Below are 26,114 nucleotides of genomic sequence, written 5' to 3'. Positions count from 1 at the left end.
TGAGGTGGTGCCGACCGAGCTGGGGGGAACCCGGTCGAGGACCGAGTCCGAGCCGGGGGCGACCAAGGTCAGAGACCGGCGGCGAGCCGGTGGTACGCCTGGTTCCAGCGGAGCTCCCTGAGGAAGCTCTTCGGCGTCGTGTCCGCGTTGATGTGCACCAGCTCGGTGCTGAGGATCTCCGCGAGGTCGTCGAACTCCTCGATCCCGACCGCAGTCGACAGCACCGTGTGGTGCGGGCCGCCGGCCATGATCCACGCCTCGGCGGCTGTCGAGAGTGACGGGTGCGCCTGCCACACGGCACACGCGACCGGGAGCTGTGGCAAGGGCTCGTCGGGCTCGACGAGCGTGATGTCGTTGGCGGTCAGGCGGAACCGGTCACCCAGGTCCGAGAGCCCGACGACGATGCCCTCGCCCTGGTCGGCGACGAACCGCATGCGTACGGGATCCTCGCGGCCACCGATGCCGAGGGGGTGCACCTCGATCGTCGGCGTGGTCGACGAGATCGTGGGGCACACCTCGAGCATGTGGGCGCCGAGCGACTTCTCGTTGCCCGGCTCGAGGTGGTACGTGTAGTCCTCCATGAACGAGGTGCCGCCGGGCCGGCCGGCCGCCATGGCCTTGGTCGTGCGGACGAGAACCGAGGTCTTCCAGTCACCCTCGCCGCCGAAGCCGTAGCCGTCGGCCATCAGACGCTGCACCGCGAGGCCGGGGAGCTGGCGCAGCCCGCCGAGGTCCTCGAAGTTCGTCGTGAAGGCGCCGAAGCCGCCCTCCTCGAGGAACTGCCTCATGCCGGCCTCGACCCGTGCGCCGTAGCGCAGGCTGTCGTGCCGCGACGCCCCGACGCGCAGCTCTGCGGCGACGTCGTAGAGGTCCTGGTACTCGGTGACGAGCTTGTCGACGACGCTGTCGTCGACCGCGTCGACCACCTCGACGAGGTCGTTGACACCGTAGGTGTTGACCGAGACGCCGAAGCGCAGCTGCGCCTCGACCTTGTCGCCCTCTGTCACCGCGACGTCTCGCATGTTGTCGCCGAACCGGGCGAGCTTCAGCGACCGCATCTCGGCGGCGCCGGCCGCGGCCCGGACCCACACCCCGATGCGCCGCCCGACCTCAGGATTGCTGACGTGGCCGACGACGGTCTTGCGGGCCACCCCGAGCCGGGTCTGGATGTAGCCGAACTCCCGGTCGCCGTGTGCGGCCTGGTTGAGGTTCATGAAGTCCATGTCGATCGTGGACCACGGGATGTCGCGGTGTGCCTGCGTGTGCAGGTGCAGGAACGGCTTGCGCAGGGCGTCGAGGCCGTTGATCCACATCTTGGCGGGCGAGAACGTGTGCATCCAGCCGATCAGGCCGATGCACGCGTCGTCCGCGTTCGCCTCGAGGATCGTTCGACGGATCGCGTCGGACGACGTCAGGACGGGCTTCCACACGATGCGAATCGTGAGGTCGGGGTGGTCGGCCAGCGCGTCGGCGACCTCGCGCGACTGGTCGGCGACCTGCTGGAGCGTCTCCTCGCCGTAGAGGCCCTGGCTCCCGGTCAGGAACCAGATCTCGCGTTCGGCGGTGGTCATGGACGTCTCCTTCTGATGGGTCGCGGGGCTCACTGGCCGTACGCGTTCTGGTAGCGGTCGAAGAGGCTGGCGATCTGGTCCGGCGCGATCGGCACCGGCTCACCCAGCTGGCGAGCGATGTGGGTCGTGCGTGCGACGTCCTCGCACATCACGGCGGCCTTGACCGCCGAGCGGGCGTCCTTGCCGATCGCGAAGACGCCGTGGTTCTGCATCAGCACGGCCGGCGAGTTGCTGCCGCGGAGCGTGTCGACGATGCCCCGGCCGATGGAGTCGTCGCCGATCAGCGCGAACGGACCGACCGGGATCTCGCCACCGAACTCGTCGGCCATCATCGTGAGCACGCACGGGATCGCCTCGGCGCGCGCGGCCCACGCCGTCGCGTACGTCGAGTGGGTGTGCACGACACCACCGACGTGGGGCAGGTGCCGGTAGACGTACGCCTGTGCGGCGGTGTCGGAGGAGGGCGCGAGGTCACCCTCGAGCACCGTGCCGTCGAGGGCCGTGACGACCATGTTCTCCGGCGTCAGGTCGTCGTAGCTGACGCCGCTCGGCTTGATGACCATCATGTCGGCGCCGGGCACCCGGGCGGACACGTTGCCGGCGGTCCAGACGACGAGCTCGTAGCGGGTCAGCTCCGCGTGCAGGGCGCAGACCTCGCGACGCAGTCGCAGGATCGTGTCGTGGACGTCCTGGGTCAGCGTCATGCCGCACCGCCTGCCAGGGCCTCGCGGCGCAGGGCGTGGAGCCGGTGCATGACGTCGTTGCCGCCGCGACCGAAGTGGTCGTGCAGCGCGGTGTACTCGGCGAACAACCGGTCGTAGACCTTGGAGCGTCCCTCATCGGGCAGCACCGCTGCCCGATTGAGGGAGCCCATAGCCTTCGCGGCGGCGCGTATGTCCGCGTACGCGCCGGCCGCGACGGCAGCATGGAGGGCAGAGCCCAGAGCGGGTCCCTGCTCGGACCCGATCACCGAGAGCGGCAAGCGGGTCACGTCTGAGTAGATCTGCATCAGGAGCGGGTTCTTGGACAGGCCGCCGGCGATGATGAGCTCCTCGACCGGGACCCCGCTGGCGTTGAACGTCTCGATGATCGTGCGGGTGCCGAACGCCGTGGCCTCGATCAGCGCGCGGTAGACGTCCTCCGGCCGGGTCGCGAGGGTCTGGCCGACCAGCAGGCCGGTCAGCTCGTGGTCGACCAGCACCGAGCGGTTGCCGCTGTGCCAGTCGAGGGCGACGAGCCCGTGCGCCCCAACGGGCTGCTGCGATGCCAGAGCCGTGAGGTGCTCGTGCATGCCGGTGCCTGCGGCGTCGGCCGCCTCACGGACGTACGCCGGCACGCCGTGGTCGACGAACCAGCCGAAGATGTCGCCGACCCCGCTCTGACCGGCCTCGTAGCCCCATGTGCCGGACACGATGCCGCCGTCGACGACGCCACACATGCCGGGCACCTCGCGCAGCACCGTGCCGCTCATGACGTGGCACGTCGAGGTCCCCATGATCGCGACCATCTGGCCGGGGTCCACGGCCTGTGCCGCCGGGGCCGTGACGTGCGCATCGACGTTGCCGACCGCGACCGCGATGCCCTCCGGCAGCCCGGTCCAGGCCGCCGCCTCGGCAGTCAGCGTCCCGGCGGGATGCCCGAGCTGGCCGATCGGCTGGTCCAGCTTGGCGCTGACGAAGTCGGCGAAGGCCGGGTTGAGTGCCGCCAGGAAGTCGGCGCTCGGATAGGCGCCGTCCTGCAGGATGCCCTTGTAGCCGGCGGCGCAGGCGTTGCGGACGTACGTGCCGCACAGCTGCCAGACGATCCAGTCGGCGGCCTCGACCCAGCGCTCCATCGCGGCGTAGACCTCGGGATCCTCCTCCAGGACCTGCAGCCCCTTGGCGAACTCCCACTCCGACGAGATCAGCCCGCCGTACCGCGGCAGCCAGGTTTCGCCGCGCTGCTCGGCGAGGGTGTTGATGCGGTCGGCCTGGCCCTGGGCCGCGTGGTGCTTCCAGAGCTTGACGTACGCGTGGGGGCGGTCGGCGAACTGCGGCAGCTCGCTGAGCGGCGTGCCGTCAGCGAGCGTCGGCACCATGGTGCACGCCGTGAAGTCGGTCGCGATCCCGATGACGTCGGCCGGGTCGATGCCGGAGGCGCGTACGGCCTCGGGCACCGCGATGCGCAGCACGTCGACATAGTCGGAGGGCACCTGGAGCGCCCAGTCGGGCGGCAACGGCGAGCCCGGTGCCGTCGGCAGCGCGTCGCTGATCACGGCGTGCGCGTACGGGTGCACGGCGCTCGCGAGCTCACGGCCGTCCTTGACAGCGACGACCAGCGCGCGCCCCGAGAGGGTGCCGTAGTCGACTCCGATGACGTACTGTTCGCTCACTTCTGGGCCTTTCGGGGATGCGGTGCGGAGGTGCTCGAGCGGATGATCAGCTCGGGCTCGATGAGTCGCGGGAGGTCCTCGTTCTCGCCGAGGATCGCTGCGTGCAGGACGTCGATCGCCCGGCGGCCGACCTCCTGGAAGTTCTGCCGGACCGTCGTGACGGACGGGATGAGGAACTCCGTCTCGGGGGCGTCGTCGAACCCGACGACGCTGATGCCGTCAGGCACCGAGATGCCGGCCTCGGCGAGCGCGTGCAACACGCCGATCGCCATCTGGTCGTTGGCGACGAAGACCGCGGTGGGCTCGGCCTCGTCCACCAGCTGTCGACCGGCGAGGTAGCCGCTGCGCGGTGTCCAGTCGCCCAGGTAGAGGGGACCGGGCTCGTGGCCGGCGTCGCGGATCGCAGCCTCCCAGCCCTCGCGGCGGGCCTCGGCCTCGGTCCACTCCAGCGGGCCGCGGACATGGGCGATCGAGGTGTGCCCGAGGTCGAGCAGGTGCTGCGTGGCCTCGTAGGCGCCGCGGTGCTGGTCGACCCCCACGGCGAACTTCGCCCTCGAGAGGTCGCCCTCGACGACGACGAGCGGGACGCCCGGGTCCTGGTGGTGGATCACGTCGAGCGCGGCGTGCTGGGCGGCGATCATGACGATGCCCTCGACCGACTGGCGCAGCAGGTGGTCGATCGCGTCGGTCAGCGACTGCGTCGTGACGGTCGACAGGCTCACCGATCCGGCGAAGTAACCGGCCTGGCGGGCCGCGTCCTCGACCGTACGGTGAATGCTGTTGGGTCCGTAGAGACCTGTCTCGGTGCTGATGATGCCGATCGTCGAGGACTTGCGGGTGACGAGCGCCCGGGCGGCGGTGTTGGGCCGGTAGCCGAGCTCCTTGATCGCGGCCTCGACACGCTGGCGCGTCGACTCCTTGATGTTGGGCATGCCGTTGATGACCCGGGAGACCGTCTGGTGGGACACCCCGGCGACCTTTGCCACGTCCGCCATGACGGGCGCGTGCTGGGGGCTCGCGGTCATCCGGCTCTCCGGGTGAACAGCCGCTGGATCAGGACGAACACCAGGAGCAGGACACCGATCGTGATCTTGGTCCACCACGAGCTGAGCGTGCCGTCGAACGAGATGAAGGACTGGATGAGGCCGAGCACCATGACGCCGAGGGCCGAGCCGAGGACGAGGCCCGATCCGCCGGTCAACAGGGTGCCGCCGATGACGACCGCTGCGATGGCGTCGAGCTCCATGCCGACGGCGGTCAGGCTGTAGCCCGACAGCGTGTAGATCGCGTAGAGCAGTCCGGCCAGGGCCGAGCAGAAGCCGCTGATGACGTAGACACCGATCTTGGTGCGCGCGACCGCCAAGCCCATCAGCATCGCGGACTGCTCGCTGCCGCCGACGGCGTACACCGTGCGGCCAAACCGGGTCATGTGCAGGACCACCGCGGCGATGACGAGCACGACCAGCGCGACGATCACCGCCGGGGTGATGAAGTAGTCCCCGATCGTGATCGTGCCTTGGGCGAACGACGTGAAGGTCTCGTTCTTGATCGGGATCGAGTCGACGCTGATGACGTAGCAGAGGCCGCGGGCCAGGAACATCCCGGCGAGCGTCACGATGAACGGTTGGATCTCGAAGTAGTGGATCACCATCCCCTGGAGCAGGCCCAGGACGGACCCGGTCAACAGAACCGCTGCGATCACGAGCGGAGCGGACCAGCCGGCCCGCAGCGTCTCGGCCGCGATCATGGTCGAGAGCGCGACCACCGAGCCGACCGACAGGTCGATGCCACCGGTCAGGATCACGAACGTCATGCCCACGGCGAGGACGATGAGGTAGGAGTTGTCGACCAGCACGCTCAGCACCGTCTGCGGCGACGAGAAGCCCTCGTAGCGGAGCGAGCCGAGACCGAACATCCCGACGAACAGCGCGAACGTCGCGATGACCGGGAGGAACCGGGTGGGGAAGGCGGGGCCGCGGGGGGACCGCGGTGACGGGGCGCTCGCGGGGTGCTCGGGCGGAGCGATGACGGTGGTCATGCGGCCGATCCCTTCATGAGGAGGGGCGTCGGTCGTCGCACGGACAGCACGGCCCGGGCCTTGGGCGACTGCAGCAGGCAGACCACGATGACCGCGACGGCCTTGAACAGGTAGTTGGTCTCGGCCGGGATCCCCATCGTGGGGATCGTGGTGGCGAGCGTCTGGATGAACATCGCGCCGACCAGCGTGCCGGTCAGCGAGAACCGGCCGCCCGCGAGCGAGGTGCCGCCGATCACGACCGCGAGGATCGCGTCGAGCTCGATGAACAGGCCGGCATTGTTGGCGTCGGCCGCGCTCGTGTTGGAGGCGATCATGAGGCCGGCGATGCCGGCACAGAACGCGACGAAGACGTAGACGGTCCAGGTGATCGTGCGCGCCCGGACGCCCGCGAGCCGGCTGGCCTCGGGGTTGATGCCGACGGCCTCGATGAGCATGCCGAGGGCCGTGCGACGCGTGAGGACCGCGGTGATGGCGAAGACGGCCAGCGCGATCAGGATCGCGACGGGCAGGCCCAGCACGAAGCCGGCGCCGACCTTCTTGAACAGCGCGTTGTTGACCGTGATGATCTGGCCGTCGGTGATCAGCATCGCCAGGCCGCGACCCGCGGTCATGAGCACCAGCGTCGCGATGATCGGCTGGATCCCGAGCACGGAGATCAGGAAGCCGTTCCAGAGACCGAGCAGGACGCACACCCCCACGGCCATGCTCATCGCGACGATCGCGCGGCCGGCCGACGAACCGTCGGGGGCGCCGGCCATGTAGGTGCAGGCCACCGCGGCGGCGATCGCGACGATCGCGCCGACCGACAGGTCGATGCCGCGGGTCGCGATGACCAGCGTCATGCCGAGCGCGATCAACAGCGTCGGGGCCCCGTTGCGCAGGATGTCGATGAGACTGCCGTAGAGGTGGCCGTCCTGGACCCGGATCGAGAAGAACGACGGCGTCGCGATCACGCTGACGACCAGCAGGAGGGCCAGGGCCACGAGCGGCCAGAACAGCGAGTGCTTGGTCAGGTCACGCATCGGCGCGCGCCTCCCCCGCGATGATCTCCAGCACGTCGGAGACGGTCACGTTCTCGTTGGCCCGCTCGTCGATCTTGCGGCGGTCGCGCATCACGACGAGACGGTCACTGAGCCGCAGGACCTCCTCGAGCTCGGCGGAGATGAAGACGACGGACATGCCATCCTTTGCGAGGTCGGCGACGAGCTGCTGGATCTGCGCCTTCGCGCCAATGTCGATGCCACGGGTGGGCTCGTCGAGGATGAGGAGCTCCGGCTCGGTGATGAGCCAGCGCGCCAGGAGGACTTTCTGCTGGTTGCCGCCGCTGAGGTTGCGCATCAGCGCCTGCGGGTTGGCCGGCCGGATGTCGAGGGCCTCGATGTACTTCTTGACGAGACGGTCCTTGGTCTTCGCGGGGATCGGCCGCAGCCAGCCGCGCGACGCCTGCATCGCGAGGAGCATGTTGTCGGCGATCGACAGGTCCTCGATGACGCCCTCGGAGCGCCGGTTCTCGCTGGAGAACGCGATCTTGTGGTCGATCGCCTGTCGCGGCGTGCGGAGCTTGGTGCCCTTGGCGCGCAGGTTCATCGCGCCGGTGTCTGCGGTGTCCGCACCGAACAGCAGGCGGGCGAGCTCGGTGCGACCGGATCCCAGGAGCCCGGCGATGCCGATGACCTCACCCTCGAAGACCTTGAGGTCGACGGCCTCGACGCTGCCCTTGCGGCCGAGCTGCAGGACCTCCATCAGGGGCGCGCCCTGGGTCTTGACAGTGTGCTCGTCGGCGGCCTGCTCGATCTTGTCGAGCGTCTCGAGCTCACGGCCGATCATGGCCTGGACGAGCTGCAGCTGCGTCGTCTCGGCGGTGAGGTACTCGCCGACGAGCTGGCCGTTGCGCAGGACGGTCATGCGGTCGGAGATCTCGAAGACCTGCTCGAGGAAGTGCGAGACGAAGACGATCGCGACACCGTCGGCGCGCAGCGTGCGCATGACCTCGAACAGCTTGGCGACCTCGTCGGCGTCGAGGCTGGAGGTCGGCTCGTCGAGGATCAGGAGCTCGGCGTCGATGTCGACGGCGCGGGCGATCGCGACGAGCTGCTGGATCGCGATGGGGTGCGTGCCGAGCTGCGACCTGGGATCGATGTCGAGCCCCAGGCGGGTCAGCGTCTCACCGGCGCGGCGGTTCATGGCACGCGTGTCGATGCGGCCGAACGAACGAGGCTCGCGGCCCAGGAGCATGTTCTCGGCGACCGTCAGGTTGGTGCAGAGGTTGACCTCTTGGTAGACCGTGCTGATGCCGGCGGCCTGCGACTCCGCCGGACTGTTGAACGTACGCGGCTCGCCGCCGACGACGATCGTGCCCTCGTCGATCGAGTAGACACCCGTGAGCGCCTTGATCAGCGTGGACTTGCCGGCGCCGTTCTCACCCATGAGGGCGTGGACCTCGCCGGCCCTCAGCGTGAGGCCGACCGACTGGAGGGCCTTGACGCCGGGAAAGCTCACCGACACGCCGCTCATCTCCACGACCGGCTGCGTGCGTGTTGCCGGCACGGCTTCGGCTGTCATCTCGACCATCTCTTCGTTCCTAGAAGTTGGACGGGGCCCTGCGTCCTGCGGACGCAGGGCCCCCGTTCGTGGTGCTGCTCAGTACTGACGGTCTGCCAGGACGGCCTTGGCCTGCTCCTGGTCGAACGCGCCTTCCTTGGTCTCGACGCGCGGCGGGACCTCTTCGCCGGCGACGACCTTCTTGGCCAGGTCCATCAGCTGCGGGCCGAGGAGCGGGTTGCACTCGACGATGTAGTTGATCTTGCCCTCGGAGAGCGCCGTCATGCCGTCCTTGACCGCGTCGACCGTGACGATCTTGATGTCCACGCCCGGCTTCATGCCGGCCGCCTCGATCGCCTCGATGGCGCCCAGGCCCTCGTCGTCGTTGTGGGCGTACACGACGTCGATGTCCTTCTGCGACTTCAGGAACGCCTCCATGACCTTCTTGCCGCCGTCACGGGTGAAGTCACCCGTCTGCGAGGCGACGACCTTGATCTTCGAGTCCGCTGCGATCTTGTCCTCGAAGCCCTTCTTGCGGTCGATCGCGGGCGCGGCGCCCGTGGTGCCCTGGATCTCGACGACGTTGATCTTGCCGTCCTTGTTGACGTCGTTCTCGTCGGCGTTGTCGACGACCCACTGACCGGCCTTCTCGCCCTCGAGCACGAAGTCGGACCCGAGGAACGTCTTGTAGAGCGACGTGTCGTCGGAGTCGACGGCGCGGTCGGTCAGGATCACGGGAATCTTGGCGCGCTTGGCCTCTTGCAGGACCGTGTCCCAGCCGGTCTCGACGACGGGGCTGAACGCGATGACGTCGACCTTCTGCTGGATGTACGAGCGGATGGCCTTGATCTGGTTCTCCTGCTTCTGCTGCGCATCGGAGAACTTGAGGTCGATGCCGGCTTCCTTGGCCGAGGCCTGGATCGACTTGGTGTTGGCCGTCCGCCAGCCACTCTCGGCACCGACCTGGGCGAAGCCCATGGTGATGTCGTCGGAGCCCCCCGAGCCGCCGCCGTTTCCGTCGTCGCTGCTGCCACAGGCAGCCAGACCGCTGGCGAGCACGACGCCCGCGCCCACGGTGATGAGTTTCTTGAACACTTTTCCTCCATCGGGATGAGACACCCCAAGTCGCTCGACTTCGGGAGAGCCTGGACACCTGCGGGCGGACCTCCGCTTGCATCCTCGGGGCCTGGTCTCGGGTTGAGATTCGGCCCCCGTCAGGGCCTGGCAACCCACTGTGTGACGTGGACCACGCGAACCCTGCGTTGAATTGTTAACGCTCACAACTCTGGCGTCAAGCGAATGTCCCAAGAAATTTTCGTGTCGTTCTCTGCCGGCCCATCCCGAATGTGAGCGTGAACAATTTGTGGTCTCACCTAGCACAATTGTCTGGAATCACCGTGGTTTCAGGGAATTCCGATGCGAATCAGGTGACATGCACCGAACGGCCGCGAGCGTACGTGCGGGTCACGCGGATGGTCGCGATGGCACGGGGATCGATCGCCAGGATGTCGGCATCGATGACGGCCAGATCGGCCGGGCCGCCGACCTCGATCGTCCCGGCCGCCTCCCGCCGGTTCACGAAGGCACTCCCCCGGGTGTAGGCGTCGATCGCCTCCGTGACGGTCAGGCACTGCTCCGGGAGGAGCGGGTCGGCGTCCTCGCCCGGTGCCACGCGATTGACCGCGACGTGGATGCCGTGCAGCGGGTCCGGCGCGGACACGGGCCAGTCACTGCCGAACGCCAGACGTGCCCCTGCGTCGACGAGCGACCGGAAGACGTACTGCCGCTCGCGCGCGCCGGTGCTGAGGAACGGCAGCGTGAGATCGGTCATCTGGTCGTCGAGGCAGGCCCACAACGGCTGCGCGTTGGCCGTCACGTCGAGCTCCGCGAAACGCGGCACGTCCTCGTCGCGGACGATCTGGATGTGGGCCAGGTGGTGGCGGTTGCCGCGGCGGCCGTTGACCGCGATGGCGTGCTCGATCGCGTCGAGGCTGTCGCGGACCGCGCGGTCGCCCAGGGCGTGGACGTGCACCTGGAAGTCCTCGGCGTCGAGCTGCTGGACGTAGCGAGCGAGATCGGCCGGCTCGATGAACGACAGCCCGTGATTGCCGGTGGACTGCCCGTCGGGCCCGAGGTAGGCCTCGACGACGGCGGCCGTAAACGTCTCGCACACGCCGTCCTGCATGATCTTGACGCTGCCGGCGTCGAGCCCCGCCGCTCTGGCACGGGCCCGGCGCTCGACGAGCTCGGCGATCTGCTCCTCGCCGCGGTCCCGGTCCCACCACAGCGCCCCGACGACCGTAGCCGTCAGCGTCCCGTCCTGCTGAGCCGCGAGGTAGGTGTCGAGCGAGTCCGGCATGCCGAGGCCGTCGCCGACCAGGGCGTCCTGCCAGGCCGTGATGCCGCGGGAGTGCAGGTAGGCCTGGGCCGTCTGCAGGGCTCCGGCGATGTCGGCACCCGTGGGCGGCGGCACCAGCCTGCCGACGAGCCCCATGGCTCCTTCGTGCAACGCGCCGGTGGGCTCGCCACGGTCGTCCCGCTCGATGCGGCCGTCGGCCGGGTCGGGCGTCGCAGCGGTGATGCCGGCCAGCTCGAGGGCCGTGGTGTTGACCCAGGCGCTGTGGTGGTCGCGGTTGGGCAGGAACACGGGCCGGTCGGGCACGATCCGGTCCAGGCTTGCCGCCGTCGGCACACCGCCGGGGAAGGCGTGCATCGACCAACCCCCTCCGACGACCCAGCCGTCACCGGGCACGGCCTGGGTGTACGCCGCGATGGCGGCGAGGCAGCCGTCGAGGTCCTCCGCAGCCGTCAGGTCGCAGGCGTTCATCTCGAGCCCCGCCTGGACCGGGTGGACGTGCGCGTCCTGGAAGCCGGGGAGCACCCAGGCACCGGCCAGGTCCACCACCTCGGCCGACGGCACCAACCCGACGACCTCGCCGTGCGTCCCCAGACCGACCACGACCCCGTCGCGGACCGCGATCGAGTCGACACCCTCGCGCCAGGACCCGTCGCCGTACACGTGGACGTTCGTGAGGAGCAGCTCCGGCATCAGGTGATGAGGTGCGAGTGGTAGTCCGGGATCTCCAGGTCGCTGCGCAGGATGCAGAACTCGTTGCCCTCGGGGTCGGCCAGGACCATCCAGCCGAGTCCCTGCGGGGTGCGCAGGTCGGCCACCTCGGTCGCGCCCATCGCCAGCACGCGATCGATCTCCTGCTGCTGCGTGCGGTCGGTGGCCCGGAGGTCGAAGTGGATCCGGTTCTTGACCTGCTTGGACTCCGGCACCTCGATGAACAGGAGCCGGGAGCGGCCGTCTCGGGAGAAGATCATGCACTCCTCGTGGCCCGGCTCGTTGGGGTCGCGGGGGTCCTCCTGCATGCCCAGCACCTCGGCCCACCACACCGACTGGGCATGCGCGTCACGACAGTCGATCGTGGTGTGCGAGATCCGGCTCGTCATGCCCTCCATCTGACCACAGGTCGGGGACTGCGGCGACGTGTCGTCAGGCCAGGCTCGTGGCGAGGGCACGGATGTCGGCCGGCCCGATGCGGCAGCACCCTCCGACGTGCTCGACACCGGCCTCGAGCCAGGCCGGCACGAGCGTCAGGTCGTAGGAGGCCTGTCCGTGCCAGGTGTGGCTCGCGCTGTCCCACGTCTGTCCGCTGTTGGGATAGGCGACTGCCGGCTTGCCGGTCACCTCATGTGCCGTGCGCACGGCACCGAGGACGTCCACGGGATCGCAGCAGTTGACGCCCGCGGCGACCACGGCCTCGGTCTCGGCCACGACGGCGAACGCGTCGGCGAGGGGCTGCCCCGCCCGGGTGGTGTCGCCCTCGATCGTGAACGAGAGCCAGGCCGGGATGCCGATCTCCTCGAGCAGGCCGGCGAGCACGGTGGCCTCGTCGAGGTCCGGGATGGTCTCGACGGCGAACAGGTCGGGCTGCTCGGTCGCGAGCAGCTCGAGCCGCGGGCGGTGGAAGTCGTACAGCTCCGTCGCCGTCAGCCCGTAGCGACCGGAGTACTCCGAGCCGTCGGCGAGCACGGCACCGTACGGACCGACCGATGCAGCGACCAGGCGGTCCGCGCCCTCGTCGCGGACGTCACGCGCGACGGCGACGCTGAGCCGGATCAGCGCCTCGGCCTCCGCCTCCGACATCCCGGCGCGGACGAACCCCGGGACGCTCGCCTGATAGCTCGCGGTCGTGGCGACCTGGGCGCCGGCGTCGAAGTACGCCCGGTGCACCGCGGCGATCTCGTGCGGGGCGTCCCGCAGGAGCTCGGCCGTCCAGAGCTCGGACGTCAGGTCGTGCCCCCGCTCCTCGAGCGCGTTGGACAGGCCGCCGTCGATGATCATGTCTCCAGTCTGGCTCAGGTCGGCGGATCGCTCACCGCTCGAGGTGCCGATGCGCCCGGTTCGACGTAGCCTCGGACACCGGCTCGACGACCTGAGGGAGGGGACATGACGGCCGATCTCGTCTACCTCCTCGGAGGGACGGCACTGCTCATCGCGGTCGTCCTGCCGTACGCCTTGCGCACGGCGGCACTCTCGCCGCCGGTCGTCCTGCTCGGTCTGGGAGCGCTGATCGGGCTGCTGCCCGGCATCGACGACGCGACGTTCTCACCCATCGAGCAGCGCGTGTTCGTCGAGCACCTCGCCGAGTTCACGGTGCTGGTCGCGCTGATGGGTGTCGGCCTGGCACTCGACCGCCCGCTCAGCTTCCGGTCGTTCACGACGTGGCGGCGCTGGGGCGCGACGTGGCGCCTGCTCGCCATCGCGATGCCGCTGACGATCGCGGGCGTCGCGCTGCTGGGCTGGTGGGTCATGGGGCTGGCTCCCGCGACGGCGCTCCTGCTGGGCGCCGCGCTCGCCCCGACCGACCCGGTCCTGGCGTCGGACGTCCAGGTCGAGGGACCGACCACGACCGAGGCCGACGAGGACGAGATCGATGAGGACGACGAGGTCCGGTTCGCCCTGACGTCCGAGGCGGGGCTCAACGACGGGCTCGCGTTCCCATTCGTCTATGCCGCGATCCTCCTGGCCGGGACGGGACCGGTCACCGAGTGGGGCGTGCACTGGTTCGCCTGGGACCTGGTGGGCAAGGTCGTCGTCGGGGCCGTGCTCGGCACGGCGGTCGGCTGGGTCCTGGCGAAGGTCGCGTTCCGCTCGAACCGTCCATCGTTGCGCGCGGCCGACTCCGGTGAGCCGCTGCTGGCTCTCGCCGCGGTGCTGCTGGCGTACGGGGTGACCGAGGTCGCGCACGGCTACGGGTTCCTGGCCGTGTTCGCCTGCGCCATGACGATGCGGTCGGCCGAGCGCGGGCACGACTACCACGCGCTGATGCACGACGTGGTGGAGCGGCTCGAACGGCTGCTGACGCTGATCGTGCTGCTGCTGCTGGGCGTCGCCCTGACGAACGGCTTGCTGGCCGGCCTGACCTGGCAGGCCGTCGTGGTCGCGGTGCTGCTGCTCCTGGTCGTGCGCCCAGTGTCCGGAATGATCGCGTTGTTCGCCGGACGGAGAGACCTGCGGGTCGGCGGCAACACCCTCGGCCGGCGCGAGCGCGCCGCCACGGCATTCTTCGGCGTCCGCGGGGTCGGCTCGATCTTCTACCTGGCGTACGCCGCCGGGCACGCCGACTTCGACGACCTGCCGCTGCTGTGGTCGACCGTCGGCCTGGCGATCACGCTGTCGGTGATCCTCCACGGCGTCACGGCCACGCCGGCGATGCGCTGGCTCGACGCGAAGCGGGACGACGCCTAGGGGCTCGCGGCGAGGAACAGGAACGAGCCGAGGATCGCGATGTGGATCCCGCCCTGCAGCACGGTGGCGCGACCCGGGACGACGGTCAGCACGCTCGTCACCATCGTCAGGCTGAGCAGCACCAGCTCGGTCGAACCGAGGCCCAGGACGAGCGGCCCGTCGAGCCAGACCTGGGCGATCGCGATGACCGGGATCGTGAGCCCGATGCTGGCCATCGCCGACCCGTACGCCAGGTTGAGGCTGATCTGGACCCGCTTGCGACGGGCGGCGCGGACGGCCGCGATGGCTTCCGGTGACAGCACCAGCAACGCGATCACGACGCCGACGACGGTGTGCGGCATCCCGGCACTGCGGACGCCGTCCTCGAGCGACGGCGAGACGTTCTTGGCGTTGCCGACGACCGCGATCAACGCGGCCAGCAGCAGGACGAGGCTCGTCAGCGCGGCGCGGGCCGACGGCGGTGAGGCGTGCTCGTCCTCCGGCACCAGCGAGCCGTCGCTCCGCGTCGGCAGGAAGTAGTCCCGGTGCCGCACGGTCTGCATCGCGACGAAGAGCGCGTACAGGCCGAGCGCTGCCACGGCGGCGAACGCGAGCTGGCCCGGCGTGAACTCCGGCCCGGACCTGCCGGTCGTGAAGGTCGGGAGCACAAGGCACAGGGTCGCGACGGTGCCCACCGTCGCAAGTGCCGCTCCGGTGCCCTCGGCGTTGAAGTGCGCCACCTGCCCACGACGCGTGGCCGTGAGCAGCGAGATCCCGACGATGCCGTTGCAGGTGATCATGATCGCGGCGAACACCGTGTCGCGAGCCAAGGTCTCGCCGCCCTTGGCGCCGGTCGTCACCAGCGTGACGATCAACGCGACCTCGATGATGGTCACGGCGACGGCGAGGACCAGCGAGCCGTACGGCTCACCGACCCGGTGCGCGATGACCTCCGCGTGGTGCACGGCAGCGAGCACGGCACCGACGAGGAACGCCGAGACCACGACGACAGCCAGCCAGGGCAGGTCCCGGTGCCATGCCAGGGCGAACACGATCAGGGCGAGGACCGGCACGACGGCCGTCCATCGACTGGTCAGGGCCGCGAGCCGGGTGGTCATGCGTCCACCTTTTCAGATCGCCGGTCGGTCGAGCCGGTACGGTGCTCGCATGGCTGTCCGGAGTCCGTGGCTGATCGCGTTCGGCGTCGTGGCGGTCGTGCACCTCGGGCTCAACGCTGCGGACGTCACGCCGTGGGACAGCATCACCAAGTGCTTCCTCGCGCCACTCCTCGTGGGGTGGGTCGTCGAGCAGCGTGGGCCCCGGCTGCTCGTCGCGGCTCTGGTCTTCTGCTTCTTCGGTGACCTGTTCCTCGAGCTCGGCGACGACCTGTTCGTCGTGGGCATGGCGGCGTTCGCGGCCGCCCACTACTGCTTCATCCGGTTCTTCATGGTCCGCGGCGCGCTCGAGCAGCTGCGCGCCAAGCCCTGGATCCTCGTCCTCTACGTCGCCGCCGCGATCGGCTTGGTCGTGTGGGCGTGGGACGGCCTCGAGCCCGGCCTGCGACCGATCGTCCCGGTGTACGCCGCACTGCTCCTCGGCACGGCGTCGACCTCGCTCGCGACCGACCTGCGAGCCGGCATCGGCGGCGCCTGCTTCCTGGTCTCGGACGGCATCATCGCGCTGGGCGAGGCCGACCGCATCGACAAGGAGGCCGCCGGCACCGGGCTGGCGATCATGGGGCTCTACATCGTCGCGATCCTGCTGCTCACGACCGGCATCCTCGGCCGCGAGAAGCGCACGATCGCCGCCGGTCCGAGGTTCGACCCCACGATCCGCACCGACTGCTGGCCGCGCCTGCCCGAGTAGGGTGAGCCGCGTGCCCGGATCTAACGTCACCTACCGGGCCGTGGTCAGGATCATCGGCGCGCTCTATCGACTGATGGGCTACCGCGTCGACGTCCGCGGCGTCGAGCACCTGCCCGCCACCGGCGCCGGGGTCGTGGCCGGCAACCACATCGGCTTCCTCGACTTCACGTTCATCGGGTACGCCGCCCGGCCCCGCAAGCGACACATCCGCTTCATGGCGAAGCGCTCGGTGTTCGAGCTGCCGGTCGTGGGGTCGCTCATGCGGGCGATGCACCACGTCCCGGTCGACCGCAGGTCGGGGGCCCGGGCCTACCGACAGGCCCTGCGTCTGCTCGACGACGGACAGCTGGTCGGGGTCTTTCCGGAGGCCACGATCAGCCGGTCCTGGTTGCTCAAGCCGTTCAAGCGCGGCGCCGCAGGGCTCGCCGTCAACCGGCAGGTGCCGCTCGTCCCGGTCGTCGTGTGGGGCGGCCACCGGATCTACACCGTCGACGGTCACCGGTCGCTGCGACGCAGGATCCCGGTCACGATCATGGTCGGCGAACCGCTGCAGTCGGCCGCCGGGGAGACCGTCGACGCCCTCTCGCTGCGCCTGCGCCGAGCAATGGACGCCCTGCTCGCCGAAGCGATCGACACCTACCCCGCGGCGCCGCGCAACGACCAGGACCGCTGGTGGCTCCCCTACGATCGCGGTGGGAGTGCACCAGACCCGGAGCGGGCGGCCGTGCTCGACCGTGAGGCCGTCGCCCGCATCGGCGACGCCTTCGAGTGACCGAGCCGAGGAGCGCCATGACGTACGACGAGCAGACCCCCGTGACCATCGGCGACCTCGTCCTCGACGTACGCCTGCTGGGTCCTGAGGACGGCGAGCCGGTCGTCCTGCTGCACGGCTTCCCGGAGAACTCGTCGTCCTGGTCGGGCGTCGCTCCGCTGCTGGCGGCGGCCGGCCTCCGCGTCATCGCCCCCGACCAGCGCGGCTACTCCCCCGGTGCCCGGCCCGTGGGCGTCGAGGCCTACACGACCGACCGGCTCGCCGACGACGTCGTCGACCTGTCCGACGCGCTCGGCATCGGCACGTTCCACCTCGTCGGCCACGACTGGGGTGCGGCGGTCTCGTGGGTCACCGCAGCGCGGCACCCCGACCGGCTGCGCACCCTGACCGCGGTCTCGGTGCCGCACCTCGCGGCGTACGGTGCCGCGCTCAAGGGCGACGCCGACCAGCAGCAGCGGGCGTCGTACATCGGGCTGCTCCGGCAGCCTGGCAAGGCCGAGGACCTGCTGCTCGAGGACGATGCCCGGCGGCTCCGAGCGATGTACGAGGGCCACGTGCGGCCGGCGCAGGTCGACAGCTATGTCGCGCAGCTCTCGGCGCCGGGGGCCATGACCGCCGCGCTGAGCTGGTACCGCGCCATGCGCTCGGACCTCGGCTCGCTGCCGCCGGTGACCGTGCCGACGACCTTCGTGTGGAGCGACCAGGACGCCGCCATCGGACGGGCCGCGGCCGCGCGGTGCGGGGAGTTCGTGGACGCCGACTTCCGGTTCGTGGAGCTCACCGGCATCAGCCACTGGATCCCGGAGCAGAATCCCGAGGTGCTCGCCGGGGCGATCCTGGCGCGCGTCGGGGCCTGACCGTGTCGCTCGCCGACGACTTCGCGCGGACGGCCGCTCCGTTCGCCCTGCGGACCCTGCAGGCCCGCGCGCTGGAGGCCATCGACGAGGCCTCGGCGCAGGGCCGCACGCGGCTCTGGGTGTCGCTGCCCCCGGGCACCGGCAAGACCCTGCTGGGGCTCGAGCTCGTACGCCGCCTGGGCACGCCGGCGGTCGTGCTGGCGCCCAACACCGCGATCCAGTCGCAGTGGGGCGACACGTGGCAACGGTTCACGCCGGCCACCGTCGCGACCGGGACCGATCGGGACCTCGAGGCGCCCGTGACGGTGCTGACGTACCAGTCGCTCGCGACCTTCGAGCGTACGGACGCGGGCGACGACGCCGACGGTGCGGAGGAGCCGCTGACGGACCGACTGCACGAGAACGGTCGCCGGCTGGTCGCCGCGCTGCGTGCCGCCGGGCCGATCACGATCGTGCTCGACGAGTGCCACCACCTGCTCGAGGTGTGGGGCCGGCTCCTCGCGGAGGTGCTCGCCGACCTGCCGGAGGCCACCGTCATCGGGTTGACCGCGACCCCGCCGACCGTGCTCGACGCCCGGCAGGCGGAGCTGGTCGACGAGCTGTTCGGCGACATCGTGTTCAGCGCCTCGATCCCGGCCGCCGTGCGCGAGGGACATCTCGCCCCGTTCGCCGAGCTGGCCTGGTTGACGCAGCCGACGGCCGAGGAGGCCGAGTGGCTGCGCGACCAGTCGATGCGCTTCGTGCAGCTGACGACCGACCTGGTCGACACGAGGCTGGGGTCGACGCCGATCCTCGTCTGGTTCGACCGCCGGTTCCTGGAGCTCACCACGCCGTGGGCCCGGTTCGAGCGGGACCACCGCGACCTCGCGCGCGCCGCGCTGCGCCTCGTGCACGCCGAGCTGCTGGCTCTGCCGGAGGGCGCGCGCCTGCGCGAGGAGCACCGGCAGAAGCCGACTGCGGACGACTGGGCCGCGCTGATCGACGACTGGGTCACGAAGTGCCTGCGCAGGTCGGAGGCGCCGGACGACGTCGCGGTCCTCGAGGCACTGCGGGAAGCCCTGCCAGGGATCGGATACCAGCTGACCCGCACGGGGGTGCGGCGTGGCCGGTCGCCGGTCGACCGGGTCATCGCTCGCAGCGAGAGCAAGATGCGCGGCTGTCAGGAGGTGCTCGAGGCCGAGCACGCCCATCTCGGCGACCGGCTCCGCTCGTTGGTGCTGTGCGACCACGAGATGGCCGCCGCGACGACCCCGACCGGCCTGCGACCCGCCCCGCAGCGGTCCGGTTCGGCGCGCCAGACGCTGCGCCACCTCGTCGACTCCGCCGTGACACGAGCGCTGCGTCCGGTGCTCGTGACAGGGCGCACGGTCGCTGCCACGCCGGAGGTGGCACAGCGGGTCGTCGACCTCGTGCGCACGACCGATCCGACTCTCGCCGACGCGCTCACCCTCGAACCGCTCGACGACGCGATCGGCCCCGATCGGATCGTGTCGATCGCCGGGCCATGGGTCAGCCGCGACTGGGTGCGGATCGTGACCCGGTTCTTCGAGAGCGGCGGCAGCCAGGTGCTGATCGGCACGCGGGCGCTGCTGGGCGAGGGCTGGGACGCCAAGGGCCTGAACAGCCTGGTCGACCTCACCACGGCCACCACGACGAGCGCCGTCGTGCAAACGCGCGGCCGGGCACTTCGCCTCGACCCCGAGTGGCCCGACAAGGTCGCCATCACCTGGTCCGTCACGTACGTCGCGCCGGACCATCCGCGCGGCGACGGCGACTGGCAGCGGCTGGTCCGCAAGCACCAGGGATTCTTCGGCGTGGACGACCTCGGTGAGGTCGTCTACGGAGTCGCGCACATCGATGCCCTGTTCTCGCCGTTCGCCCCGCCCCCGGCGGAGTCCTTCGACGCGATCGACGCCCACATGCTCGAGCGCGCCGGCGAGCGCGACGCCGTGCGCAGCCGCTGGGCCGTCGGCACGCCGTACGACGACATCCTCGTGCACACGCTTCGCGTGAAGCCGTCACGTGTCGAGCGCCCGCGGGTCGCGCCGGACGGCCACGTCCCGATGGAACCGCCGGCGTTCGTGCCGAGCCCCCACGGACCGGTCGCAACGCGGCCCGGTCGGTCTGCGCGGGGGGCACCGTGGACTGCGGCCCGGGCAGCGGCGCACGAGCCGGGGACCATGGCGTACGCCTGCGTCGTCGCGGACGCGCTGCACGTCGCCGGCTTGTCACCGGTCGGGGCGGACCACGTCGAGGCCACGATCGACCCGAGCGGTGAGTACCGCCTGCGGCTGCGCGAGGTCGACGAGCCCACCTCGCAGCTGTTCGTCGAGTCGCTCGACGAGCTGCTGGGGCCCGTGCGCTCCCCTCGCTACGTCGTCGCACGCCTCGTCCACGGCACGCCCACGTGGCTGGACGGCTGGCGAGTGCTCGTCGGGCGGCTGCGGCCCGATGCCACCGTCTGGCATGCCGTGCCGACGGTCTTCGGGGCGCACGGCAAGCTCGTCCGCCAGTTCGATCGCGCCTGGTCGCGCTGGGTCTCGCGATCTGCCGCGGTCTACGCCCACAGCCCGGAGGGCGTGGTCGCACTGTCGGCCAGCAACGGCACCGCCCCGCTCGACCTCGTCACGGTGCTGCGCTCGGCCTGGTCGTGAGGTCAGGCCAGCGCCTTGACCAGCTCGGCCCGGTGCTCGTCGAGGGGAAACTCGAAGTCCGACCGGTAGGCCTCGACGGCGAACCCGCCCTCCGGCTGGTCGACGATCGGCGGCGCCCAGAAGTAGTGGAGCTCGTGGCCGGCTGCGGAGGCGAAGAGGTACTCAGTGCCCGAGACGTAGCCGCGACTCGAGAGCACGACGATCCGCGCATCGGGATTGAGCATCATCGTGTACAGGGCGCTCCCGGCGAACCCCGCGACAACCTTGGCGGCACGGAAGATGTGGGCCTGCTCGGCATACGGCAGGTCCTCCGGGTCCAGCACGGTGAAGCCTTGGCCCGCCATGAACGCCTCGACCTCGGGGGTGTTGAGGCACCAGCGCTGGCTGCGGGTGCGGCGCGACACGAAGATCTTCTCCGGGCGCTCGTCCGGCGACGGATCCGCGCCGAGGCCGTCGCGCAAGGCTTCCCACGTGTCGACCAGGCCGCGATCGGCGTAGTGCGGGTTCTCCAGCTGCGGCATGGCGGCGACGAGGGACTCGACCCGCACGGACTCGTGCTGCGTCACCCACGCGACGTCGTCGAGCCGCACCCCGAGGGCGCCCAGGATCTCGGCCTTCCACGACGGCAGCCGGTCCTTGCCGGGCTGGTGCGTCATGACGACACGCAGGTCCGGGTTGCGCTCGCGCGCGATCCGCCAGCCCCAGTGCTTCGAGAGCGTCTCGCTCGTCAGGTGTCCGTAGTGCGTCGGGAACGCCGAGTCGAACGAGAAGAACTCCCCCGCCTCGCGGCGCACGCCGGCCTGCTGCATCGGGTCTTCCAGCCGGCCGTAGCAGGCGGTGGCGGGGACGATCCGCTTGTGGAACAGCCGGCCGGCCTGCCAGTGGCGGAACGAGTCGGGCAGCACGAGGTTGTCGCGGGTCACGACCTCTCGGACGTGGCACGTGACGTCGGTGTAGCGGCGCACCGAGAGCGCCGGCACCGAGATCGTGGTCGGCTTGTCGCGAGCCGCCGGCTCGCCATGCATCACGAGCGTCGCGCGCGACTCGTACTCGTACGCCTCGTGGTGGGCGACGACCTCGCCCCAGTCCGCGCCGAACCGCTCCTCCAGCACCTGGCCGACGACGGCGTGCCGGAGCGTGACGTGATGGGTTCCCCGCTTGTGGACGACGGCGAGGCGGCCGTCCCTCCTGTCCAGGACGATCGAGTCCGCCAGCTCCGCGCGTCGGCGCGCAGCACCGACCGACTCGGATCGTGGCGCAGTGGCACGACGCACGTCCTCGGCCCAGGTGCGCGGGGGCGCCACGACGACGTACGGTGCGCCGTCACGCAGCGCGAAGACGGTCTGGCGGAACAGCCGGACGCGGTTGCCGGCGCAGGTCGCGTCGACGATCGCGGCCGGGCGCGGCAGCGACCGCAGCCTCGTCAGGACCGGATCGACGGAGCCGTCGACCTTGATCGCGTGGACGATGGTCGACAGGCGTCGCTCCAAGGCCTCCACGAAGCCCGGGTTCGGCCGGTCGAGAAGGACGACGATCGGCCCGGTGCTCGGACCGATTGCCTCCACCAACTGGTCGGACCTCGCCAGGGCTCGGCTCAGTCGTCGCCGCCGCACCGCACGAGCGATCCGGCTCCTCAAGGTCACCCTCGGAGTCTAGGACGAGCGGGTCACCCGACCCGGGTTCAGAGGTCGGTCACGACTCCCGAGTCGCCGCCGTCGTAGGGCTTGCCGGTCACCTTGGACTTGGCGAGGCTCACGAGGCTGGCCACGCGGCCACCGGGGTTGTCCCAGTACTGCGCGGTCTCGGCATCGACGTGGATCAGGATCGCGTTGGGATCCTCGGGACCCTCGGGCAGCCAGGCCTCGGCGAACGTCGACCACAGCTCCTTGAGCTTCGCGGTGTCGTCGACGACCTCGCCCCGCCCGGCGATCGAGACCCACGAGCTGCCTGACGTCACGGTCACGTTGACGGCGGGGTCGGCGCGGATGTGCTCGACCTTGCGGGAGTCGCGGGTCGCGATGAACCAGAGGTCGGCACTGAGGTCGACCTCCTGTCGCGCCATCGGACGGCTGACGAGATGGCCCTCGGCATCCGTGGTCGTCAGCATCACGAACCGTGACTCCCTGGTGAGGTCCGCGAGCTTGCTCAGCTGCTCTTCGTGGGTGTCTGCGCTCACCAGCCGAGCACCTGGCCGGCGTCGACGTCGCCGTGCTCGTTCTGGATCGCGTCGGCGAGCTTCTCGACCTCGTCGGGCTCGACCTCCACGCCGACCTCGTCGAAGCCCTTGCGAAGCTCCTCGGCCACCGTGCCCTCGGTCGCGCCGTCCTGCCAGGAGGAGACCCGGTCCACGACCAGCTGCACGGCCTCGAGCTGTGGGTTGTCTGGGGTGTCTGTCTCAGTCATGTGCGGGGACGTACCCCAGACGCGACGACCTACGCGTCAGGCGATCTGGGTGTTGGGCAGGGTGACCGGCCGGGCCAGCGGCCAGCCCGCCGGGTCGTCCAGCGGGCGGTCGACCGTGCGGGCGTAGTGGTTCCAGTCCTCGGCCCGACCCGCGAACCACACGATCTGGCGCAGCATCAGGCTCTCGAGGTCACCGGCCGCGACCGACGGGTGCCGCCGGCCGATCTCGTAGGCGATCTCGCGCGCCGCGCGCGCATCGGCGGTCGCGTCGTGCGCGTTGTCGAGCGGGACGTCGTAGTAGGCGGCGACATCGGCGAGTCGCCGAGGCCCGAGGCCCCCGCGCTCGATGCCCCAGTCGATGACGTAGGGGTCGACCACGAGCAGGCGCTCCCAGTCAGGCTGGTCGAGGCCCCACCGCGTCGCCTCGGCGCGCAGCATCGTCAGGTCGTAGGCGGCGTTGAACACGACGAGCCCGACGCCGCGCTCGACCAGGTCCTGCACCCAGGCGATGACCTCGGCCAACGCGTCGACAGGCGCAGGCGCGCCGGCCAGCGCCTCGGCGGTGAGGCCGTGCACCGCGGCGGAGGCCTCGGGGATCGGCACGCCGGGGTTGACCAGGCCGGAGAAGTCGTGGCCACGGTCATCGAGCAGCGCGTAGCTGAGCACCCGGTCGGTCAGCGGGTCGATGCCGGTCGTCTCGAAGTCGAGGGACGCCAGCGGGACGTGGTGCCAGCCGGGGTGCTCGCCGCGAGGCGGCGGCGTGGGTGAGCAGCCGACACAGATCGTGCGCCAACGACCCGGGAAGCCGATGAGCCGCCCCGCCGCGATCTCGACGGTGACCTCGCACTCGGAGCACCGTCCGGCGTACTTGTTGGCTCTCATGGGGTTCACGGTAGGTGTCGGAGCGGACAGCGGGCCTCCACGACACGAAACCGGTACGATCGTCCCACTTCTAGGAGGCGACATGCCGAGGACGAGCTTCGACGGCAAGGCCGTCGTCATCACCGGGGCCGGCAGCGGCATCGGTCGCGCCGCCGCACTGCTGGCTGCGGCCAAGGGGGCGCGCGTGCTTCTCACCGACGTCAACGACGCCGGGCTGGACGAGACCGTCGCCCTCGTGAGCACGGCCGGCGGCACGGTCCTGCACCACGAGGCGTTCGACATCACCTCCGAGGACGCCGTGACGGCGTTCGCCGGACGCGCGACGAGCCGAGCGGGCCGGGTCGACATCATCATGAACGTCGCCGGCATCTCCACGTGGGGCCGCATCCAGGACCTCGAGCCCCGGCACTGGCGGGACTGCGTCGAGGTCGACCTGATGGGCCCGATCCACGTCATGTCGGCGTTCGTCCCCGCGATGATCGCGACCGGCAACGGCGGCCACGTCGTCAACGTCTCGTCCGCGGCCGGGCTGTTCGGCCTGCCGCTGCACGCGCCGTACAGCGCCGCGAAGTTCGGCCTGCGAGGTGTCAGCGAGGTGCTGCGGTTCGATCTCGCCCAGCACGGCATCGGCGTCACGCTGGTCTGCCCCGGCGCGGTCGACACCCCGCTCGTGGGCACGGTCACCATCGTGGGGATCGACCGCGACAACCCGGTCGTCGCCCGCAACATCGGCGCCTTCCAGAAGCACGCCGTCAGTCCCGAGAGCGCGGCCGCGTCGATGATCCGCGGGGTGGAGAAGGGGCGTCACCTCGTCTTCACCTCCGCCGACATCCGCGCCGGGTGGTACGCACAGAGGTACGCGCCGTGGATCTACCACCTCGTCATGCGCCAGCTCAACCGCCGCATCACGCGCATCCTCACCCAGGCCCGCGCGGCCGAGGACGCGTAGCCGCCCGCACCAGGGCCCGGAACAGGCCGGCGTCCTCGATGCGCTCGGGATGCCACTGCACCGCGAGCCAGAACGGTCGAGACGGGTCCTCCATGGCCTCCAGCACACCGTCGGCCGCGTGCGCGGAGGCGATGAACCCGGGGTGCTCGCGCACGGCCTGGTGGTGGTGGCAGTGCACCGAGCCCTTGTCGCCGACGGCGCGGCCCAGCAGCGTACCCGGCACGACATCGACGTCGATGACCCCGAACTCGGCGCCGCCCGGTGAGTGCTCCTCGTGCCCGGCGACATCCGGCACGTGCTGCTCGAGGACACCTCCGGCGTGCACCGCCATGACCTGCATGCCCCGGCAGATGCCCAGCACCGGCAGGTCAGCCGCTGCGGCCGCGTCGAGCATCGCGAGCTCCCACGCGTCGCGGTCCTCGCGCCACCCGGCCGTACGCTCGTGGGGCTGCGCCGCGTACCGGCTCGGGTCGACGTCGGCGCCGCCCGCCACGACCAGCCCGTCGATCCGTGCCGCGACCGACGCCGCGCCGCTGGGGTCACCTGGCGGCAGCAGCACCGCGACCCCGCCCGCCGCCTCGATCGACCGTGAGTAGACCGCGTGCAGCACGTCGGCCTGCTCGTGCCAGATCCCCCACCGCGACTGCTCGCGGTAGGTCGTGACCCCGATCAGCGGCTTCACGTCACACCGGCGTGACGTAGGCCCCGGAGATGCCGCCGTCGACGAGGAACGTGGACGCCGTCATGAAGCTCGACTCGTCCGATGCCAGGAACAGCACGGCGTTGGCCATCTCCTCCGGCTCGGCGAACCGCCCGAGCGGCACGTGCACCAGCCGGCGCTCGGCACGCTCGGGGTCGCTCGCGAACAGCTCCTGCAGGAGCGGGGTGTTGACGGGGCCGGGGCACAGGGCGTTGACCCGCACGCCCTCGCGGGCGAACTGCACGCCGAGCTCGCGCGACATCGAGAGCACGCCGCCCTTGGACGCCGAGTACGAGATCTGCGACGTCGCGGCGCCCATCACCGCCACGAAGGACGCGGTGTTGATGATCGAGCCCTTGCCCTGCTCGAGCATGTAGGGCAGCGCAGCCTTGCAGCACAGGTAGACGCTCGTCAGGTTGACGTCCTGCACGCGCTTCCAGGCCTCGAGGTCGGTGTCGAGGATCGAGTCGTCCTCGGGTGGCGAGATGCCGGCGTTGTTGAACGCGATGTCGACCGAGCCGTACGTGTCCTTGGCGGTCTTGAACAGGGTGTCGACCTGGGCCTTGTCGGTGACGTCGACGTGCACGTAGGTGCCGCCGACCTCGTCCGCGACGGTCGGGCCCTTGGTGTCGTCGAGGTCGCCGATGACGACGTTCGCGCCCTCCTCGGCGAACCGCCGCACGGTCGCCAGGCCGATGCCCGAGCACCCGCCCGTCACGACGGCGGTGCGGCCTGCGATGCGTCCTGCCATGATTCCTGCTTTCGTTCGTGTC

At 70.5% G+C, this 26,114-nt stretch carries 24 protein-coding genes; 6 read left to right on the top strand and 18 right to left on the bottom strand.

From position 1 onward, the window contains the following. Positions 1–68: 68 nt before the first annotated feature. From araA to mmuM, 11 genes are all read right to left on the bottom strand, one after another. Complete coding sequence (gene araA / locus AB0N22_RS15415; protein ID WP_364642018.1) at positions 69–1,571, bottom strand: L-arabinose isomerase; 1,503 nt, start codon at positions 1,569–1,571, stop codon at positions 69–71. Between the two features lie 29 nt (positions 1,572–1,600). Further along, on the bottom strand, positions 1,601–2,275 hold the full coding sequence (locus tag AB0N22_RS15410) for an L-ribulose-5-phosphate 4-epimerase (RefSeq protein WP_364642015.1): 675 nt from the start codon (positions 2,273–2,275) through the stop codon (positions 1,601–1,603). Then, entirely contained in the window at positions 2,272–3,942 is a 1,671-nt protein-coding gene (gene araB, locus AB0N22_RS15405; RefSeq protein WP_364642012.1) for a ribulokinase, read from the bottom strand. Before araB ends, AB0N22_RS15410 begins: the two co-directional genes overlap by 4 nt. Further along, positions 3,939–4,967 (bottom strand): LacI family DNA-binding transcriptional regulator, encoded by a 1,029-nt coding sequence (locus AB0N22_RS15400; protein WP_364642009.1) that lies wholly within the window; start codon positions 4,965–4,967, stop codon positions 3,939–3,941. Before AB0N22_RS15400 ends, araB begins: the two co-directional genes overlap by 4 nt. Then, positions 4,964–5,980, bottom strand: a complete 1,017-nt coding sequence (gene yjfF, locus AB0N22_RS15395) for a galactofuranose ABC transporter, permease protein YjfF (protein ID WP_364642006.1) — start codon at positions 5,978–5,980, stop codon at positions 4,964–4,966. The genes AB0N22_RS15400 and yjfF overlap by 4 nt, the downstream gene beginning before the upstream one ends. Next, on the bottom strand, positions 5,977–7,002 hold the full coding sequence (locus tag AB0N22_RS15390; RefSeq protein ID WP_364642003.1) for an ABC transporter permease: 1,026 nt from the start codon (positions 7,000–7,002) through the stop codon (positions 5,977–5,979). The genes yjfF and AB0N22_RS15390 overlap by 4 nt, the downstream gene beginning before the upstream one ends. Then, positions 6,995–8,551 (bottom strand): sugar ABC transporter ATP-binding protein, encoded by a 1,557-nt coding sequence (locus AB0N22_RS15385; RefSeq protein ID WP_364642000.1) that lies wholly within the window; start codon positions 8,549–8,551, stop codon positions 6,995–6,997. The genes AB0N22_RS15390 and AB0N22_RS15385 overlap by 8 nt, the downstream gene beginning before the upstream one ends. Before the next feature lie 69 nt (positions 8,552–8,620). Continuing rightward, entirely contained in the window at positions 8,621–9,616 is a 996-nt protein-coding gene (locus tag AB0N22_RS15380) for an ABC transporter substrate-binding protein (RefSeq protein WP_364641997.1), read from the bottom strand. A 328-nt stretch (positions 9,617–9,944) separates the two neighbouring features. After that, entirely contained in the window at positions 9,945–11,570 is a 1,626-nt protein-coding gene (locus AB0N22_RS15375) for an amidohydrolase (RefSeq protein WP_364641994.1), read from the bottom strand. After that, positions 11,570–11,977, bottom strand: a complete 408-nt coding sequence (locus AB0N22_RS15370; protein ID WP_364641991.1) for a VOC family protein — start codon at positions 11,975–11,977, stop codon at positions 11,570–11,572. The genes AB0N22_RS15375 and AB0N22_RS15370 overlap by 1 nt, the downstream gene beginning before the upstream one ends. 43 nt (positions 11,978–12,020) lie before the next feature. Beyond that, entirely contained in the window at positions 12,021–12,890 is an 870-nt protein-coding gene (gene mmuM, locus AB0N22_RS15365) for a homocysteine S-methyltransferase (RefSeq protein WP_364642777.1), read from the bottom strand. Positions 12,891–12,977: 87 nt separating this feature from the next. Here mmuM and AB0N22_RS15360 point away from each other — a divergent pair, with 87 nt between their 5' ends. After that, positions 12,978–14,279, top strand: a complete 1,302-nt coding sequence (locus tag AB0N22_RS15360) for a cation:proton antiporter (RefSeq protein ID WP_364641988.1) — start codon at positions 12,978–12,980, stop codon at positions 14,277–14,279. Here AB0N22_RS15360 and AB0N22_RS15355 read toward each other — a convergent pair. Further along, positions 14,276–15,376 (bottom strand): ionic transporter y4hA, encoded by a 1,101-nt coding sequence (locus AB0N22_RS15355; protein ID WP_364641985.1) that lies wholly within the window; start codon positions 15,374–15,376, stop codon positions 14,276–14,278. The genes AB0N22_RS15360 and AB0N22_RS15355 overlap by 4 nt on opposite strands. 49 nt (positions 15,377–15,425) lie before the next feature. On the opposite strand from AB0N22_RS15355, the gene AB0N22_RS15350 reads away from it, so the two are divergent. Genes AB0N22_RS15350 through AB0N22_RS15335 form a run of 4 tightly spaced genes read left to right on the top strand, consistent with a single transcriptional unit; the run spans position 15,426 to position 20,407 of the window. Continuing rightward, positions 15,426–16,124: a lysoplasmalogenase gene (locus AB0N22_RS15350; protein WP_364641982.1), complete on the top strand. Its 699-nt coding sequence runs from the start codon at positions 15,426–15,428 to the stop codon at positions 16,122–16,124. A 10-nt stretch (positions 16,125–16,134) separates the two neighbouring features. Next, complete coding sequence (locus AB0N22_RS15345) at positions 16,135–16,896, top strand: lysophospholipid acyltransferase family protein (RefSeq protein WP_364641979.1); 762 nt, start codon at positions 16,135–16,137, stop codon at positions 16,894–16,896. A gap of 17 nt (positions 16,897–16,913) precedes the next feature. Then, positions 16,914–17,753 (top strand): alpha/beta hydrolase, encoded by an 840-nt coding sequence (locus AB0N22_RS15340; protein ID WP_364641976.1) that lies wholly within the window; start codon positions 16,914–16,916, stop codon positions 17,751–17,753. A gap of 2 nt (positions 17,754–17,755) precedes the next feature. Further along, complete coding sequence (locus AB0N22_RS15335) at positions 17,756–20,407, top strand: DEAD/DEAH box helicase family protein (protein ID WP_364641973.1); 2,652 nt, start codon at positions 17,756–17,758, stop codon at positions 20,405–20,407. A 2-nt stretch (positions 20,408–20,409) separates the two neighbouring features. On the opposite strand, the gene AB0N22_RS15330 is transcribed toward AB0N22_RS15335, so the two are convergent. The 4 genes from AB0N22_RS15330 to AB0N22_RS15315 form a co-directional block, all read right to left on the bottom strand. Beyond that, entirely contained in the window at positions 20,410–21,972 is a 1,563-nt protein-coding gene (locus tag AB0N22_RS15330; RefSeq protein ID WP_364642774.1) for a glycosyltransferase family 61 protein, read from the bottom strand. A gap of 116 nt (positions 21,973–22,088) precedes the next feature. Then, complete coding sequence (locus tag AB0N22_RS15325) at positions 22,089–22,583, bottom strand: pyridoxamine 5'-phosphate oxidase family protein (RefSeq protein ID WP_364641970.1); 495 nt, start codon at positions 22,581–22,583, stop codon at positions 22,089–22,091. Continuing rightward, a complete protein-coding gene (locus AB0N22_RS15320; protein WP_364641967.1) occupies positions 22,580–22,810 on the bottom strand; it encodes a hypothetical protein in 231 nt (76 codons plus the stop codon). Before AB0N22_RS15320 ends, AB0N22_RS15325 begins: the two co-directional genes overlap by 4 nt. Positions 22,811–22,846: 36 nt before the next feature. After that, a complete protein-coding gene (locus AB0N22_RS15315; protein ID WP_364641964.1) occupies positions 22,847–23,692 on the bottom strand; it encodes an exonuclease domain-containing protein in 846 nt (281 codons plus the stop codon). 82 nt (positions 23,693–23,774) lie between these two features. On the opposite strand from AB0N22_RS15315, the gene AB0N22_RS15310 reads away from it, so the two are divergent. Continuing rightward, positions 23,775–24,641 (top strand): SDR family oxidoreductase, encoded by an 867-nt coding sequence (locus AB0N22_RS15310; RefSeq protein ID WP_364641961.1) that lies wholly within the window; start codon positions 23,775–23,777, stop codon positions 24,639–24,641. Here the strand turns inward: AB0N22_RS15310 and AB0N22_RS15305 are convergent. Together AB0N22_RS15305 and AB0N22_RS15300 are read right to left on the bottom strand one after the other, a co-directional pair. Then, the gene (locus AB0N22_RS15305; protein WP_364641958.1) at positions 24,610–25,323 is read right to left on the bottom strand and encodes a gamma-glutamyl-gamma-aminobutyrate hydrolase family protein; all 714 of its coding nucleotides are present in this window, start codon (positions 25,321–25,323) and stop codon (positions 24,610–24,612) included. The genes AB0N22_RS15310 and AB0N22_RS15305 overlap by 32 nt on opposite strands. Before the next feature lies 1 nt (position 25,324). After that, positions 25,325–26,092 carry a 3-oxoacyl-ACP reductase gene (locus AB0N22_RS15300; protein WP_364641955.1) on the bottom strand — a complete coding sequence of 256 codons (768 nt, stop codon included), beginning with the start codon at positions 26,090–26,092 and terminating at the stop codon, positions 25,325–25,327. Between the last annotated feature and the right edge of the window lie 22 nt (positions 26,093–26,114).

This window comes from Aeromicrobium sp. NPDC092404, from assembly GCF_040684095.1.
Lineage (GTDB): Bacteria > Actinomycetota > Actinomycetes > Propionibacteriales > Nocardioidaceae > Aeromicrobium.
Note: the sequence above shows the minus strand (reverse complement) of the source record. Positions and strands in the feature narration are given on the sequence as shown.